The sequence below is a fragment of the Streptomyces sp. Pv4-95 genome, from assembly GCF_045782725.1.
In the GTDB taxonomy this organism is placed as follows: Bacteria; Actinomycetota; Actinomycetes; order Streptomycetales; family Streptomycetaceae; genus Streptomyces.
Genome location: NZ_CP127172.1, coordinates 3,389,814 through 3,406,336, shown reverse-complemented (window position 1 = coordinate 3,406,336; position 16,523 = coordinate 3,389,814). Strand labels below are relative to the sequence as shown.

Sequence of the window (16,523 nt, the reverse complement as noted above, 5' to 3'; positions counted from 1 at the left end):
CGGGGGTGGTGACCAGGGGACGTGGTCGAACGTTGCTGCGAACCGGTAGCGTGAGCCGACGATTCCGTAGGTCTGCACGATGGTAGGAGCCCCCGGTGACGCAGAGCGGACAGGGTCACGACCCGCAGGATTCTGCGGCCGGTCCCGCGCGAGAGGGCATTGTGCTGCCCGCTAACGGTGAGCCGTGGGTACCCGACCAGCAGGCCGCACCGCCGGCCGGACAGCCGTGGGGCCAGCCCTGGGGACCCGACCAGCAGGCCGGTCCGCAGACGTACGGCCAGGCGCCCGCCCAAGGTCAGGCGCCCGCGCCGCAGCAGGGCTACGGCCAGGCACCCCCGCAGGGGCAGGCATCCGCCCCGCAGCAGGGCTACGGCCAGTCCCAGCCGCCCGCGTACGGCCAGCAGCCGGCCCCGGCGCCGCAGCAGGCGCTGCCGCCCCAGGGTGAGGGGTACCCGCAGCAGCCCCAGGGGCAGCCGCCGATGCCGCCGCTGCCCCCGTCGATGCCCCAGCAGCAGCCCCCCGGGCAGCTGCCGGCCGCCTCCGACGCCGAGGCGACGGCGTTCATGCCGCCGTACGGCGCCCAGGGCGGCGGGCTGCCGCCCGAGGGATCGGCGTACGGCGACGGTCTACAGCAGGGCTACGGCGGGCACGCGCAGCAGCCCCAGCAGCAGGCGTACGGCCAGCAGCCTCCGCAGCAGTACGGACAGCAGCAGCCCCAGCAACCGCAGCAGCCCCAGCAGTACGGCGGCCCGCAGCAGCAGGACCCGTACGGCGGGCAGCACCCTCAGCAGGCGCACCCTCAGCAGCCGCAGGCCACGTCCGGGCAGCTCGTCCCGGCGTCCCCGCAGACCGGAGCGCCCCTGCCGCCCCCCGCGGGAGACGCGGAGGCGACCGCGCTGATCCCGCCGGTCGGCGCCCAGCAGGGCGGCCCCGGTGTCGCGCCGCTGCCGCCCGAGGCGGCCTCGCGCCCCGAGACGGCCGGTGAGTCCACGCAGATGCTGCGCCGGGTGAAGCCGCAGGACGGCGGCGCGGGGCGCCAGGCGCAGCCGCTGCCGCAGCAGTCCCAGCCGATGCCCGGCGCCGGACCCGCGGACTCCGAGGCCACCGCGCTGATTCCCCCGGTGGGTGCGGGTGGTGTGCCCGCGCCGCCGCCGCGCGCGCCGTACGGGATACGTCCCGGTGCGCCCGGGGACCGCCCGACGCCCGCCGAGTTCGACGGGCTCTTCCGCAGCGACTCCGGCACGCCGGGAGCGGCCGCCGCGCCGGATGCCACCGCGCAGCTGCCGCGCTTCGAGGACCCGGGCCGCCCGTCGTACGGCGGGCCGGGCCACGGGCAGTTCCCGCCGCACGGTGGCGGCCACGACCCGCAGCCCTACGACGACGGCCACGGCGAGCGGCGCCGGCGGCTGGCCCCGGCCGTCATCGTCGGTGTCGTCGTGGTCGCGCTCGCGGGCGCCGGCCTCGGTGTCGGCTGGGCCCTGAGCGGCGGCAGCGACGACGACGCGAAGAAGAAGTCGCCCGGCAGCGGTACGGAGAAGACGGCGACGAAGGAGCCTTCCGCGGAGCCGTCCGCCGACCCCGCCGAGGCACAGGCCAAGGGACTGGACTCGCTGCTCGGCGACAGCAACAACAGCCGCTCGTCCGTGATCACCGCCGTCAACAGCATCAAGACCTGCGACAACCTGGGGAAGGCGGCCAAGGACCTGCGGGCCGCGGCCGGGCAGCGCAACGCCCTGGTGCAGCGGCTGCGGCAGCTGCCCGTCGACAAGATCCCCGACAACGCCGCGCTGACCGCGGCGCTCACCAAGGCGTGGCAGTCCTCCGCCGCGGCGGACAACCACTACGCCGCATGGGCGGGCCAGGTCGCCGGTAAGAAGGGCTGCCACAAGGGCAGGGCCCGCGGCACCAAGCAGGCCGCCGAGGGCAATGTGGCCAGCGGTGAGGCGACGAGGGCCAAGCAGCAGGCGGCGAAGATCTGGAACCCGCTCGCCCAGAAGTACAGCCTGACGGAGCGCCGCCCCGAGCAGCTCTGAGCGACGCCCCGAAAGCCCCGAAGGCCGTCCGGAACAACTCCGGCCACCGGACGGGACGAGGCCCGCAGCGACCGGACGGCGCGGACCCGCCTCCGGACCGCGGCGGGCCTCGCCCCGTCCGGTGGCCCGCTCAGCTGTCCGTGCGGCGCCGCTCCAGCGTCTTGGCGACGTTCACGAAGCCGTTCTTCACGGCGACCAGCTGTCCGTCCCGCACGGCCTGGTAGGTCACCTGGCCGTTCACGATGCGCGGGAAGTCCTGGACGGCGAGCATGTCCTCCGACCGCCAGCGCAGCTCGGGCGTCAGGCCGCCGGTGTCGATGGCCCGCTCGCCGCGGTCCAGCCCCTTCTGCAGGGCGTGCGAGCTGATGTCCTTCACGCCCGCCTCGTCGAGCTGCTGCACCAGGGCGCGCAGCACGGTGTAGGCGATCCACGTCGTCTGGACGCCCTGGTCGGCGGGGTCGATGCGGTTGTCGCCGAAGGCGTGGTCGTGGATGACCCGGCGCATCGGCTCCCAGCGGGCGTCGCTCGCGACCGGGTACCAGCCGGTGAGGTAGGCGCCCTCCAACGGCCCGGAACCGCCGCCCGTACGGTTCACCAGCGACTGGCCGACGCTGCCGAGGACGGAGGCGATCCGCACCTTGGGGCTGTCCTGCTGGAGGCGCCGGAAGGAGTCGAAGAACGCGTCGGTGTGGTCGCCGAGCGAGGCGGTCACACACGCGCCGTCCGCCTTCCCGCCGGCCGAAGCCGTGCCGTAGACCCCGGGGCCCGCGCCCACGCCGTCCAGCGCCCGGGACACCTCGCCCGAGTAGTCGGTGCCGTCCTCGGGGGCGCGGATGTCCTGCGCCGGGCGGCGACTGCCGCTCTCCAGGCCGGAGTTGAGCAGGGACGGCATCTGGTCGCCCTGGATGGTGTCCGGCCGGATCAGCGCGACCCGCTCGCAGCTGCGCGCCAACTGCCGCCCGTTGCCGGCCAGGAGGGAGGCCTGGCCGCCGTTGACGGGGTAGGAGAGCGGGCTGGCGAACTCCTCGTCGGAGGCGCCGTAACCGCCGATGAAGGGGATGCCCTTGACTTCGAGCGGCGACATGAACGACCGGCCGAACTGGCTGTACGAGCCCACGACGGCGACCGCGCCCTTGTCCGCCGCGCGCTGGCCGCACTGCGCGGCGGCCACCGAATCGTTGTGGTCGTTGCAGGTGAGGACCCTCAGGCGGTGGCCGCTGAGACCGCCGTGGGCGTTGACCCAGCGGGCGTACGCCTGGGCCATCGCCGGCATGCCCGGCATATTGGTCGCCTTGGTGCCCTGCGGGGCCCAGGTCATCACCGTGATCGGCTCCTTCTCCCCGGAGTCCTGCCAGGAGCCGGGGACGGTGCCGCAGGCCGAGAGCAGGGACGCGAGGACCGCCGTACACGCCACCGCCGAAGCGATCGCGATCGCGGGAGCGGAGGAGAAGGGGCGGGGGAAGGAACGTCGCCGTCCGGTCATGTGCAGTAACCCTTCCGCCCCGCCAGGAACGGGTGAGTGACGTCGGGGCAACGGATGGTGACCTCGGAGTGAACTCCGGGGGGCCGCGGGAGATCATCGGGACGGAACGTACGATCGAATACTGTGCAAGGTTCGGAGAACTCTTCCCGTCGCGGCCGCCGCTCCACCACCATGGGCGGCATGCCACTCAACGACATGCCGTGGTGGCGCTGGCGCAGCAATGTGCGCTCCGCGCTGCACATGCTTTCCGACCCCGTCTTCCAGCAGGAGACCTGGCTGGCCGGCCTCCCCGGGTACGGCGATGTCACCGACGCCGTCTACCGGCTCGTCGAGGACACCTGGCTCGACAACTGGTCGGCGGACAAGTACGTCGGCACGATCTTCCGGGACGCCCAGGAGGCGGCCCTGGTCGACGTCGCCGTGCTGCGGGTGCTGAGGATCATGCACCAAGTCGGCGCGGACGCCCCCGTCGCCGCGTACATGCAGCATCAGGGCTGGCCGGAGGCGGTTCAGGCGGCCCGCGAGGCGCATCTGCGGCTGTCGGCGGCGGACGGCGAGGACCCGGATGTCCCGCCGCGCTCGCTGGAGGTGCTGGCCATCATGACCGGAGCCCTGGACGCCCCTGCCTGACCATCCCGGCAGGTGTGCGACCCTATGAGGTCATGAGCGAGTCCCAGCCCACCCAGACCGGCCGGCCCGACCGGTCCGAGCAGTACGTCCTGACGCTGTCCTGCCCGGACAAGCAGGGGATCGTGCATGCGGTGTCCAGTTACCTCTTCATCACCGGCTGCAACATCGAGGACAGTCAGCAGTTCGGCGACCACGACACCGGGCTGTTCTTCATGCGCGTCCACTTCAGCGCGGACGCCTCGGTGAGTGTGGAGAAGCTGCGGGCCAGCTTCGCCGCGGTGGGCGACTCCTTCGGCATGGACTGGCAGATCCACCGGGCCGAGGAGAAGATGCGCGTCATCCTGATGGTGTCCAAGTTCGGGCACTGCCTCAACGACCTGCTCTTCCGCTCCTCGATCGGCGCTCTGCCGATCGAGATCGCGGCCGTGGTCTCCAACCACACGGACTTCGCCGAGCTGGTCGGCTCGTACGACCTCCCCTTCCACCACCTGCCGGTCACCCGGGACAACAAGGCGGAGGCCGAGGCGCAGCTGCTGAAGCTGGTGCGCGACGAGAACGTCGAGCTGGTGGTGCTCGCCCGCTACATGCAGGTGCTCTCCGACGATCTGTGCAAGGCGCTGTCCGGCCGGATCATCAACATCCACCACTCCTTCCTCCCGAGCTTCAAGGGCGCCAAGCCCTACCACCAGGCGCACGCCCGCGGGGTGAAGCTGATCGGGGCCACCGCCCACTACGTCACGGCGGACCTCGACGAGGGCCCGATCATCGAGCAGGAGGTCGAGCGCGTCGGCCATGAGGTCACGCCCGACCAGCTGGTCGCCATCGGCCGGGACGTCGAGTGCCAGGCCCTGGCCCGTGCCGTGAAGTGGCACAGCGAGCGCCGTGTGCTGCTCAACGGCAGCCGGACCGTCGTCTTCGCCTAGCGCGTCCACCCCCTCCGAACCGCCGGGGTCACGCACCCACCCGCCCTGGCAGTCCCGTCGCCGCCCGGCCGGAGTGCCGGGCGGGCGGCGACGGGAGTGCTCAGAGGCGGGAGAGCGAAGCGGTCGCGAACAGGACCTCTCGGATGGCGTCGCGTTCGCCGCGCTGGCCCGCCGCGGCCTCCTCGGGGGAGACATGGCCGGCGGCCAGCTGGCAGAACTCCGAGCTGTCCAGGGCGATATGGGCGACCGTGTGGTCCGGGGTGCCGAGCGCCGCGGGCGAGTCCAGCGCTATGTACCAGTGGCCGCCGCCGTTGCCCTCCACTTCCAGATGCAGGGTGCGGCCCGGGGCGCCCGCCTCGACCAGCCGCTGCGGCGGCGCGGCGAGCCCGGCCCGGCGGCGGTCGGCCAGGGCGACGGGCAGCAGCCGGGCGGCTAGGTCGACCAGCCGGTGGACATGCCCGGCGGCCGGCGGTTCGTACGGGTAGTCCACCGCCTCGGCGATGTCGCCGGCGTGCACCCAGCACTCGAAGGCGCGGTCCAGGAACGAGTCGCGCAGCGGCAGCTTGAACCCGCCGTAGGGAACGGCGATTTCGGACGCCGCGCGGCCGGTGAAGGAGACGGTCCTGATCAGCGCGTGGCTCTGGTCGCGCCACGGTCCGAGGGTGGTCGACGGGGCCTGCTCCGCGCTCATCGCCTGCCAGTAGCCCTCCGTACGGCCGGCGGGCCCCGGCGGGGTGCCCGGCGGCGGGCCGCCGAGCGGGTCGGGCAGGCCGAGTGCCGTGGCCAGCAGGCCGTCCACCGCCATCAGATGGCCGATGACGCCGGCGACGGTGGTCTCCCGCTCGACGGGGCGCTCGTGCTCGAACCAGCGAAGCCGTACCGGTGCGCGCCACTCCGCCTCGCCCATGTCACGCAGCAGCGCGTCGAGTTTGGCGGTCTCGGCGTCGTAGGGCATCGCCCATTCCGGGACGGGGATGCGGGCCGGGCGGCGGCCCAGGCAGCCTTCCAGGACACGGGAGCGCAGCAGCGGGTCGAGGTCGAGGCTGTCAGCCGGGTGCAGCAGGCCGACGGCGTCGCGCAGCCGCAGTGCCTCGTCCGCGCAGGCGGCACAGTCCGTCAGATGCGCCTCGACGGCGGCCGTCTCCTCGGCGGAACACGCGGCCAGCGCCCAGGCACCCAGCAGCGATTTGAGGACCCTGTGCGGCGGGGCGGCGGGAGCCGTCGGTACGGGCAGCGCGACGGGCACGGTGAAGGACTCGCTCTCGGATCTCGGCCCGGAGTCCGCGCCGGGTTCCGGGCCGGATCGCGCCCCGGATTCGGCCCCGGACTCGGGGCGGGAGTCGGCACCGTTCCGCTCGGTCTCCGGGGCGGGCGTCGGCGGGGTGGCGTCGGGCAGCGGGCCGAAGTCCTCGGCCGCGCTGCGCGGTGACGGTATCCGCGGGCGGCCGGGCAGCGCGCGGCCCTGCGGCCCTTGCGGGTCGGGGGAGCCGGACGGCGGCCCATGGCGTTCGGGCCGGCCGGGGTGCTCGCGCGGATCGTCGGGGCGGTGGCCGTCCCACTCGTCGGGGCCGCTCACAGGGACCGTCCGCGGCCCTGGCCGGGTGGATGGACGGAACTCGGAAGCGCGCGCTGCGCATGGGGCGGCCGCGGCTTGCGGGACGCGTGCGACGGCGGGGGAGCGTGGGACGTCATCGGCGAGGAGGGGGCGGCGTGGGACGCGCGGGGCGCGGCGGGCGGCAGAGCCTGGTGGTTGTGGGCGGTGGACAGCAGCTGAAGGCCGAGGCGGAGCCGGCGCCGTGCCTCGTCCTCGGTGACGCCGAGGTCGGCGGCGGTCTGGCGGTAGTCCCGCCGCTGGAAGTAGGCGAGTTCCAGTGCGGCCCGCAGCGGTGCCGGCATGGACGTGACGATGTAGTCGGCGCGGGCGGCGGCGGAGGCTTCGCGGATCTTCTGCTCTATCTCGGCGGGTTCGGGGGCGTCCGCGCCGCAGTCGCGCGCCGACGCGGCCTCGGTCTGCCGCAGCCGTTGTACGGCCTGGTGGCGGGTGACCCCGGCGACCCAGGAGCGCAGCGAGCCCTCTTTGGGGTCGTAGGAGTCCGGGTGCTCCCAGATGAAGGCGAACACCTCGCGGGTGATGCGGTCCGCGGCGTCCTCGTCGTCCAGGACGCGGTGGGCGAGGCTGTGCACGAGGGAGGCGAAGCGGTCGTACAGCTCGCCGAGCGCGGCTGCCTCGCCGCGGGCCAGCCGCTGTTGCATCCGCCTGTCCCACCGCGGATGTGCGTCGTTTCCCATCGGACCCCCATACCTGTCCGTCGCCGCCGAGTTCACACCTCTGCCGACACCTCTGCCGGCATCCGGCTGTCGTTCCTCCTGACGCCTCTACGGCACCACTGCCCACCCCATGCCCACATTTGTGCCCACGATCACACTTCGGCCTGTCGTCGAATCTAGTGCGCGGGTATGACAACGCACGCTCGTTTGCGACAAACGGAGCCCGACGGCCGATGCGGATGGTAAAGGAGTCACTACTTTGAGCGGGAAATTACTGATCAGAGTCGGCCGATGCGGATCGTTCGTGCCCGTATCGGCGGATGTGTTATCCGTGCGTGACCACGCAACGGGGCGAAGTGGTCGCCCGCGGGGCATAGCCTTGGGCGGGAGCGGCCTGTTGCGCCAAGGATTCGTAAGAGTTTCAGGGGAGAGAGGCCGGGCAGTCGAGCCGGGGAAGGATTCGTTCCGGATCTCTCCGGGGCTCGTCCGTTCCGAAAGCGAGCGAAAGGCTTCGAGCGCGTGTCGTTGAAGGTGGCAGAGGGCGAACAGGGCCAATGGGCCGTACTACAGGTGTCCGGGGAAATGGACCTGGTCACGTCGCCTGCGGTGCGCCAGCATGTGCACGACGCGGTGGCGGACGGCCGGCGAAGTCTCGTACTCGATCTCTCCGAGGTGCGGTTCTGCGATTCCAGCGGCGTCGGCGTGCTCATCGCCGCGCGTCGGCTGATGCGCTCCTGCCAGGGGCGGCTGCGGCTGATCCTGCCGGCGCAGGGGGCCGTGGACGGCTCGCACGTCAACCGGGTGCTGGCGGCACTGGGCGTCCGCCGTCTCTTCGAGGTCTACCCCGACCTGCACACCGCCGTCGACGAGGCCGCGGCGCCGCTCTCCGCCTGAGCCGCACCGCACCGAGCCCGTACCGAGCCGCACAGCGCAGAGCCGCACGGCACCGCCGCCCCGACCGGCCTCGACGCCGCACCCCCCACCGCTCCGTCCCGCGCAGCGGAGCACCGCGTCCGGCCTGATGCGGCCGGTCCCTTGCGTGCCGCTGCCCCTTTCACCCCGCCCCGTACGGGAACTCCGCCCGTACGACGAAGCCGCCGTCGGACGTGGGACGCGCCTCCAGCGTCCCGCCGAGGCTCTGGGCCCGCTCCCGCAGCCCCACAAGACCGTGCCCGCCCCCGGGAAGCGCCGGCGCGGTCGCCGAGGCGTCCGGCGGACCGTTGCGTATCTCGACCCGCAGTCCTTGGGTCCCCTCGTTCGCCGCGTCCGCGCGCCGCGTGTCCGCCGCCCGCGCCGCGCCCGGCACGGCCGTGCCGTCCTCGCCTGCCGGGTGCGTCGCGCGGATCGTGTCCACCGGGTCCACGCGGACCCTGACCTGCGCGCCCGGCGCATGCTTGCGGATGTTGGTGAGCGCCTCCTGGACGGTGCGGAAGGCGGCCCGCTCCACGGTCTTCGCGCCGCTCGCGCCGGCCACCACCCCGCCCTCGTACGTGACGTCCAGCGCGCTCATCTCGATCAGCCGCGGCAGTTCGTCCAGGTCGGGCTGGGGCGCGAGGCCGCGGGCCTCCTCCGCGTCGCCGCCGGCCGCACGCAGCACGCCGACCATGTGCCGCAGCTCCTCCAGCGTCCTTATCGACAGGTCGCGGATCGTCTTGGCGCCCGTGCGGGCCGCCTCGTCCTCGGTGCTGACCTGCACGGCTCCCGCCTGCAGGCTGATCAGGCTGACCTGGTGGGCCACGACGTCGTGCATCTCCCGGGCGAGCCGGGCGCGTTCGGTCGTCTTCACCCGGTCGGCCAGCAGCCGGTCCTCGCGGCGCAGGCTGCGGGTCAGATCCTCGACGCGGACGGCCAGTTCGCGGCGGGTGCGGACCAGCAGGCCCAGGGTGATCGGCGCCGCCGAGGTGACGCAGGCGTCGATCAGCACCAGGGTGTTCTCGCGGTGTTCGGACAGATCGAGGTCGGAGATCGGGTACGGGAAGAAGTGCGCGGCGATCAGCAGCAGCGCGCAGATGCCGAGTCTGGCCCGGCCCGGTCGTCGGGCGGAGAGGGTGTAGAGGGCGATCATCGGCGCGAACCAGATGTAGCCGATGTAGAGGCCCGGGAGGGTGAAGAGGAAGACGAGGAGCGGGAAGCGGCGGCGCAGCAGCAGGGCCGCCGCGGCCACCACCGACACCCACAGCTCCAGGGCGAGTTCGACGCCGTTGACCAGCAGCGCGTCGGCGACGGCGAGCAGCACCGGGACCACGACCGGGGCGATCCGGCGCACCGCTCGTCCCACCGGGCCGCGGGCCGCCGCGAGCACGCTCACCACGTCCCTCGGGGCGTGCCCGTGACCAGGCCCGCCCGGTCGGCGACGATGGCGGCCTGGATGCGGTTGATACCGCCCAATTTGGCCAGCAGGGCACGGACATGGTCCTTGACCGTGCTGGGGGCGAGTCCCATCCGGTCGGCTATCTGGGCGTTGCCCAGGCCCTCGCCGAGCAGCGCGAGCACCTCGGACTCGCGCGGTGTCAGGCCGTCGACGGCGCGGGTGGCGGCCGCCTGGTCCTCGGCGGTGAGGTAGCCGCCGATGACCGCCCGGGTGACGCCCGGGTCCAGCACGCTGCCGCCCGCCGCGAGGGTCCGTACGGCGCGCAGGAGCTGTTCGGGGTCGGAGTCCTTGAGCAGGAAGCCGGCCGCGCCCGCCCGCAGCGCCGCGGTCAGGTATTCCTGGGCGTCGAAGGTGGTCAGCATCGCCACGGTCGGTGGCTTCGGGACGGCGCGCAGCCGCCGCAGGACGGTCAGCCCGTCCACGTCCGGCATGCGGATGTCGAGGAGTACGACCTCCGCCGCGCTCTCCAGCACGGTGTCCACGGCCTCGGCCCCGCTGCAGTCCGCGACCATCTCGATGTCCGGGGCGGTCCCCAGAATCATCCGCAGTCCCGATCTGACGAGCCGCTCGTCATCCACCACAGCGACACGGATCACCGGCCGCCCCTTTCTCCGTCGCACCCGTTCCAGGCCGCGGAACCGCCGGTTCCGCACGACTCCGCCCGCCGCCCACCGGGTCCCGCCCGGAGGCGGCCCCGCACCCCCGCCACGTGGCGGGGGTGAGCCCGCGACCTGTGGAGGATGCCGCGGGGAGGTACCCGCGGGCAGAGTGGTTCACATGCTGCACCACTGAAGAGGCCACAAGCCCCATACGCGTTGCAGTTCACATTGGCGGCCGCCGCGACCCCCACACGCGACGGCCGTCTTTGGCGTACGGGAGGGCAGTCGTGCGGGGGCGTTCGGAGGGGAACCGCTCCCGCACGACCAGGCCCTGTCCGGCGCCGACCGGGACCGTCCTGCCGGGGGCGCGGCGTCCCGCGAGCGCTCGCCCCGGCCCCTTGCCACCCGCACCGCATCCCGCAGCGCCTCACCGAGCCGCGACGACGGTCAGCGCGGCCGCCGTGCGTCCGCCGTCGGATCGTCGATCAGGGGCAGGGCGTGGCCGAGCCGCTGGAGAGCATGGCGAGCGGCGCCCGCTCACGCGGTACGCGGAGCACGAACGAGCCCGTCTACCGGCCCCCGTACCGCCCGTCCAAGGCCGTGCGGAGGGGTTCCGGGCGCGGACTTCCGTAGGGGACGAAGCCGCGGCCCGTCGCCAGGAGCACCACCGAGGTCATCGCCGCGAGGCTGTAGGCCGTCGTCACCGCGGACAGCGTGCCCTCGGTCGTCTCGAAGGACCGGTTGAAGAAGTCCGTCACGGTCAGCCACACCACCGTCCGGACGGTCAGATACAGCTCCACCGCCGCGAACACCAGCAGCGCGCCCCGGACGTCCCGCCGCCCCCGCACGGCCAGTACGCCGAGGACGAGCAGCACGAGCACCGAGCCGACGGTGGTGAACTCGGGGGTGACGGCCAGCCGCAGCGGGCCCGGCTCGGAGGCGTCGAGCACGCCGCGCAGGAAGCGGCCCGTGTCCACCTCCGGCGCCGCGAGGCCCCGCAGCACCCAGCCGAGGCGGGCCGCGCCCAGCACCAGGAACAGCACCCCGCAGACCCGGGACAGGCGGCGCCACCTGGCGTCGAGCCCCTCGGGGGCCCTGCCCGCGGCCCGCCGGTCCGCGGCCTCGCCGTCACGTCGCTCGGTGGCGGGGAAGAGCATGGCCAGGATGACCAGTGCCGCCAGCAGTCCGAGGCCGCGCGTGGCGAGGGCCCAGCCGCCCAGCTCGTCGTTGCCGTACCGGTCCCGATAGGCCGCGTCCAGCAGGCCGACGCCCTCGCGCGCGGAGACGGCCAGCAGCAGGAAGGCGGACAGCAGTGCGGCGGGGCGCGCGATCCGGCGTTGCGCCAGGGCCAGCGCCGCGATGACCAGGAACGCGACGGCGAACGCCCACTCGTACGGGCCCACCTCCTGCGAGGCGGGGGAGGCCCCCGGGTTGAACAGGCCCTCGACGAAGCCCCCGAGGCCGGCGTCGCCCCCGGCGATGCCGTGGACGGTCCAGGCGATCAGCGCGCCCGCGTAGAGCGCGAGGCACATACCGGACGCGAGATAGGCGCCGCCGTGCTCCGGTGCGGCGCGTCCGGGGTCGGGGCCCGGGCGGACGTCCACCGCTCCGCCGTCCTGCATCACCATGGCCGACCCCCGATCCACCCGAAGCAGCCGCCGTACCGGCTGGTCCCGTACAGCAGCCTCACTGTGTCAAGGACGGCGGGAGAGGCGGTGGAGGTTCCACCCCGTGTCGGGGGGTTCGCACACCGATGCGGGCTCCCGCGCGGCGGCCGGGCGTCAACGGACCTGCGGGGCGGTGGCCGCCACGAAGTCGCGAATTCCCTGACGGGTGACGGCCCGCAGCGCGGTGAGCTTCTCCAGGTCGTCGGCCCGGTGGAGTTCCGTCACCTGCGCCATCACCTCTTCGGAGAGGGAGAGTATCCGCGGGTCGCCGGTCACCATCTGCGCCCGGAACATGGCCTCTTGGGCCGCGTAGCGGTTCTTGTACAGCTCCTCCCGCAGCGCCGGTGTGTCCTCCTCCTCGCGGCCCTCCTCGTGGAGAACGAACCAGCGGTAGACCAGCACCCGGCGGTAGTCGAGGAGTGCGCCCGCGTAGGCGCAGTACGCGTCGATGCGCTCCTGCCGCAGCCGTTCCTCGCGCGCGAACCGCTCGCTGCGGTCGGTGGCCCGCCGTTGGAAGACGTGGGTGACGCCGGAACCCAGCAGGGTGCCGACGACGGCGACGATGCTCGCAACAACTGCCTCCATGCGCCCAGTGGATCACCCCGCGGCCCGGTGCCGCTGCGAAAGTCCCGTTCACCGCAGGTCATCGGCTGGAAACCGGAAGGCGCGGCCGGTGCGGTGGGTGCCGACCCCTGCGGCGCGGGGGCCGTGCGGCAAGATGGCCCCATGGGGAGCTTCGGGGGCGATGACCGACTGATCGCGGGCCGGTACCGCCTGGGCATACGGCTGGGCCGTGGCGGAATGGGCACGGTCTGGCGTGCCACCGACGAGTTGCTGGGTCGCCAAGTAGCCGTGAAGCAGCTGCATCTGGACGAAATGACCGTCGAGCCCGAGGCGCGTGGGCAGCGTGAGCGCGCGGTGCGCGAGGCGCGGACCGTCGCCCAGATCAAGCACCCGAACGTGATCGTCGTGCATGACGTCGTCGAGCAGGGCGGCCGGCCGTGGATCGTGATGGAGCTGGTCGAGGGCCCGTCGCTCGCCGACCGGCTGGCCGGCGGCGGACCGGTCGCGCCGCGTGAGGCGGCCAGGATCGGGATCGCGCTGCTGGGCGCGCTGCGGGCCGCGCACGCCCGCGGCGTGCTGCACCGCGACCTCAAGCCCGCCAACGTCCTGATGGAGGCGGGCACCGGACGGGTGGTGCTCACCGACTTCGGCATCGCCCAGGTCCCCGGCGTCACCACGCTCACCGAGACCGGCGGGTTCGTCGGCTCGCCCGAGTACACCGCCCCGGAGCGGATGGCCGGCCGGGGTACCGGACCCGAGTCCGACCTGTGGTCCCTGGGCGTGCTGCTGTGTGCCGCGCTGAGCGGCGAATCGCCCTTCCACCGCGACTCGCTGGGCGGCGTGCTGCACGCGGTCGTCTACGACGAGATCGCCCTGCCGGAGGCCGCGCGCCCGCTGCTCGCCGTCGTCACCGGGCTGCTGGAGCGCGACCCCGCTCAGCGGCTGGACGTCGCCGAGACCGAGCGGCTGCTGCGCGGCTATCTGCACTCGGGCCGCGCGCCCGAGCGCGGGCCGGGCGGGCCAGGACGCGGCCCCCAGCCCGCGGGCGGCGCGGTCGGCGCCGAGGCCGTGGCGGGCGCGAGCGCTCCGCGCGGGCCCGCCGGACCGGCCGACGACGACCGCCCGGGCGCCGACGGACACGCGCCGCTGCACGACGGCCCCGGCGGCGGCCGGGCCGGCGAGCACCCGGCCGACGAGCCGGCCGTGCACCCCGCCCCCGCCCCCACGCCGCTCGCGCCCACCCCCGCCGACCGCACCCACAGCCGTACGCCCGGCGGGCGCGGGGGGCGCACCCCCGGGATGCCGATCCCGGACGCGCTCGACGACCGGGCACTGGCCGCCGCCGCCCGCCCGCACACCGGCCGTACCCGCGTCGGCCTGCTCATCGCGCTGGCCGTCCTCGTGCTCGGCGGTGCGGGCGCCGGGGTCGCGGCCCTGGTCATGAGCCAGAACGGCGACGACGGCACGAACGGCAAGGACGGCGCCGCCGGCCGCTCCCAGCAGGCGTCGGGCCCTCAGGGCACCCCGGATGCCGGTTCGACGGGCACGACGCCGCGCCCGACCGTCACGGTCACCTCGACGCCGGTCCCGGGCGTCACGGCCAAGGCCCCCGCGGGCTACGGCATCGTGCGCGACCCGCTCGGTTTCGCCCTGGCCGTACCGGACGGCTTCACGCGCTCGTACGAGGCCCCGCGGGTCTACTACTACTCCGAGAACAAGCGGTTCCGGATCGGCATCCACCTCCAGAAGCTGTCGCCGGAGGGCCCGCTCGGCGCGATGCGGGCGGCCCACGCCAAGGGCCCCGCCGACTACCCGGGCTACCGCGAAGGCCAGGTCACCGAGACCACGCACAACGGATTCCAGGCCGGGCTCTGGGAGTTCGCCTGGGACGGCGCCACCGAGGACGCCGGCCCGCGCTACACCTACGACCTCAGCTGGAACGAGGGCGGACGGATGATGGACGTGTGGATCTCCTCGCCGCTCGGCTCGCGCACCGAGGCCAAGCGGCACTTCGACACCGCGCTCGACACCTTCCAGCTGACCCGGCGGAGCGCGAAGCCCTGAGCGTCCGACGCGGCGCCGGCCGGCGGCCGCGAGCCAGGCTCCGCGTTCCCGTCCGGACGATTTCGCCGGGTCCTCGCTGACCAGACCCCTTGTGGCCAGCGATTACTGGCGCGATTGTGTGTACGGCGTGAAAACCCATTACTGCCGGGTACACAAAGCGCCCGGGGAGGAATACCCTCGCCGACATGACGGACTCGCAGGACACCGGAACATCCCCCGCGCTCGACTCCGCTCGCGCGGGAGGTACCCCCAGCTCCACCGCCGACGAGGCCGCCGCGACCACGGCTGCCGCGACCACGGCGCCGCCCCGTACGGACCCCGACCCGGCCGCCGACGGCAACCCGCTCGCGCCCGCCGCGGCCGGCACCCGTACCGCCGCGGACGTGGTCACCCCCGAGGTGGCCGCCCGGCTCACCCGGGGCGTCGTCAGCGGGGGAGGCCGCACCGCCAACCACACCCCGTTCACCGGGGAGAAGCTGGCCGACCTGCCCGAGTCCACCCCCGAGGACGTCGCCACCGCCTTCGAGCGGGCCCGCGCCGCGCAGGAGCGCTGGGCGAAGGTCCCGGTCAAGCAGCGCGCCGCCGTCCTGCTCCGCTTCCACGACCTGGTGCTGCGCCGCCAGGCCGAGGTGCTCGACCTGATCCAGCTGGAGACCGGCAAGGCCCGGCTGCACGCCCATGAGGAGGTGCAGGCGGTCGCCGTCGCGGCCCGCCACTACGGCCGCAAGGCCGCCGCCTACCTCAAGCCCAAGGGCCACACCGGCGTCGTACCGACCCTCACCAAGGTCACCGAACTGCGCCAGCCGCGCGGCGTCGTCGGGCAGATAGCCCCCTGGAACTACCCCCTCGAACTGTCCGTGGGCGACGCCCTGCCGGCCTTCGTCGCGGGCAACGCCGTCGTGATGAAGCCCGACACCGAGACCGCGCTGACCGCGCTGTGGGCCCGTGAGCAGCTGATCGAGGCCGGGCTGCCGGAGGACGTCTGGCAGGTCGTGATCGGTGCGGGCCCGGTCGTCGGACCGGCCGTCGTCGAGCACGCCGACTACGTCTCGTTCACCGGCTCGACCCCGACGGGACGCGAGGTCGCCCGGGGCGCCGCCGCCCGACTGGTCGGCGTCTCCCTCGAACTCGGCGGCAAGAACGCCATGCTGGTGCTGCACGACGCCGACGTCGAGAAGGCCGCCGCCGGCGCGATCCGCGGCTGCTTCTCCTCCGCCGGCCAGCTGTGCATCTCCATCGAGCGGCTCTACGTCCACGAGTCCATCGCCGACGACTTCCTGCAGCGCTTCGCCGCCCGCACCAGGGCGATGCGGCTCGGCAACGCCCTGGCCTACGGCGCCGACATGGGTTCGCTGGTCGGTGAGCGCCAGCTGGAGACCGTCACCCGGCATGTCGAGGAGGCCGTCGCCAAGGGCGCGAAGCTGGTCGCCGGCGGCCGACCGCGCCCGGACATCGGCCCGCTCTTCTACGAGCCGACCATCCTCGACGGCGTGCAGGCGCCGATGGCCGTCTGCGGCGAGGAGACCTTCGGTCCGGTCGTGTCCGTCTACCGCTTCGGCGACGAGGACGAGGCGATCGCGCTCGCCAACGCCACGCCGTACGGCCTGAATTCCAGCGTGTGGACCAAGGACGGCCGGCGTGGCCGCGCGGTCGCCGCCCGGATGCGCACCGGCACGGTCAACGTCAACGAGGCGTACGCCGCGGGCTACGGCAGCGTGCAGGCGCCGATGGGCGGCATGGGCGACTCGGGCCTGGGCCGCCGGCACGGCTCCGAGGGCATCCTCAAGTACACCGAGGCACAGACCGTCGCCCATCAGCGGGTGATGCCGCTTGCGCCGTCCTTCGGGATGACGGACGAGAAGTACGCACAGTTCATGACCCGCAGCCTGCGCGCGATGAAGGCGCTGCGTCTTCGCTAGAC

At 73.7% G+C, this 16,523-nt stretch carries 12 protein-coding genes and 1 pseudogene; 6 read left to right on the top strand and 7 right to left on the bottom strand.

From position 1 onward, the window contains the following. Positions 1–95 precede the first annotated feature (95 nt). Positions 96–2,033, top strand: coding sequence for a hypothetical protein (locus tag QOM21_RS14890; RefSeq protein ID WP_407550408.1), 1,938 nt, complete (start codon positions 96–98; stop codon positions 2,031–2,033). Positions 2,034–2,163: 130 nt separating this feature from the next. Here QOM21_RS14890 and QOM21_RS14885 read toward each other — a convergent pair whose 3' ends face one another. Then, on the bottom strand, positions 2,164–3,516 hold the full coding sequence (locus QOM21_RS14885; RefSeq protein WP_407550407.1) for an ABC transporter substrate-binding protein: 1,353 nt from the start codon (positions 3,514–3,516) through the stop codon (positions 2,164–2,166). 171 nt (positions 3,517–3,687) lie between these two features. On the opposite strand from QOM21_RS14885, the gene QOM21_RS14880 reads away from it, so the two are divergent. After that, positions 3,688–4,146 carry an SCO4402 family protein gene (locus QOM21_RS14880; protein ID WP_407555677.1) on the top strand — a complete coding sequence of 153 codons (459 nt, stop codon included), beginning with the start codon at positions 3,688–3,690 and terminating at the stop codon, positions 4,144–4,146. Positions 4,147–4,178: 32 nt separating this feature from the next. Next, positions 4,179–5,069 carry a formyltetrahydrofolate deformylase gene (gene purU, locus QOM21_RS14875; RefSeq protein WP_407550405.1) on the top strand — a complete coding sequence of 297 codons (891 nt, stop codon included), beginning with the start codon at positions 4,179–4,181 and terminating at the stop codon, positions 5,067–5,069. Between the two features lie 100 nt (positions 5,070–5,169). On the opposite strand, the gene QOM21_RS14870 is transcribed toward purU, so the two are convergent. Together QOM21_RS14870 and QOM21_RS14865 are read right to left on the bottom strand one after the other, a co-directional pair. Then, the gene (locus QOM21_RS14870) at positions 5,170–6,645 is read right to left on the bottom strand and encodes a zf-HC2 domain-containing protein (protein WP_407550403.1); all 1,476 of its coding nucleotides are present in this window, start codon (positions 6,643–6,645) and stop codon (positions 5,170–5,172) included. Positions 6,646–6,791: 146 nt separating this feature from the next. Beyond that, positions 6,792–7,358 (bottom strand): annotated as a pseudogene (locus tag QOM21_RS14865) (sigma-70 family RNA polymerase sigma factor); the annotation flags it as partial. 498 nt (positions 7,359–7,856) lie between these two features. Here QOM21_RS14865 and QOM21_RS14860 point away from each other — a divergent pair. Beyond that, positions 7,857–8,231: an STAS domain-containing protein gene (locus QOM21_RS14860; protein ID WP_393894707.1), complete on the top strand. Its 375-nt coding sequence runs from the start codon at positions 7,857–7,859 to the stop codon at positions 8,229–8,231. 160 nt (positions 8,232–8,391) lie between these two features. On the opposite strand, the gene QOM21_RS14855 is transcribed toward QOM21_RS14860, so the two are convergent. From QOM21_RS14855 to QOM21_RS14840, 4 genes are all read right to left on the bottom strand, one after another. Beyond that, on the bottom strand, positions 8,392–9,639 hold the full coding sequence (locus tag QOM21_RS14855) for a sensor histidine kinase (RefSeq protein ID WP_407555676.1): 1,248 nt from the start codon (positions 9,637–9,639) through the stop codon (positions 8,392–8,394). Between the two features lie 2 nt (positions 9,640–9,641). Continuing rightward, positions 9,642–10,304: a response regulator gene (locus QOM21_RS14850; protein ID WP_393894706.1), complete on the bottom strand. Its 663-nt coding sequence runs from the start codon at positions 10,302–10,304 to the stop codon at positions 9,642–9,644. Positions 10,305–10,876: 572 nt separating this feature from the next. Then, entirely contained in the window at positions 10,877–11,935 is a 1,059-nt protein-coding gene (locus QOM21_RS14845) for a hypothetical protein (RefSeq protein WP_407550401.1), read from the bottom strand. 153 nt (positions 11,936–12,088) lie between these two features. Then, on the bottom strand, positions 12,089–12,559 hold the full coding sequence (locus QOM21_RS14840; protein ID WP_407550399.1) for a hypothetical protein: 471 nt from the start codon (positions 12,557–12,559) through the stop codon (positions 12,089–12,091). Between the two features lie 141 nt (positions 12,560–12,700). Here QOM21_RS14840 and QOM21_RS14835 point away from each other — a divergent pair, with 141 nt between their 5' ends. Both QOM21_RS14835 and QOM21_RS14830 read left to right on the top strand, forming a co-directional pair. Continuing rightward, positions 12,701–14,602, top strand: coding sequence for a serine/threonine-protein kinase (locus tag QOM21_RS14835; RefSeq protein ID WP_407550397.1), 1,902 nt, complete (start codon positions 12,701–12,703; stop codon positions 14,600–14,602). Positions 14,603–14,787: 185 nt separating this feature from the next. Then, entirely contained in the window at positions 14,788–16,521 is a 1,734-nt protein-coding gene (locus QOM21_RS14830) for a succinic semialdehyde dehydrogenase (protein WP_407550395.1), read from the top strand. Positions 16,522–16,523: the final 2 nt, after the last annotated feature.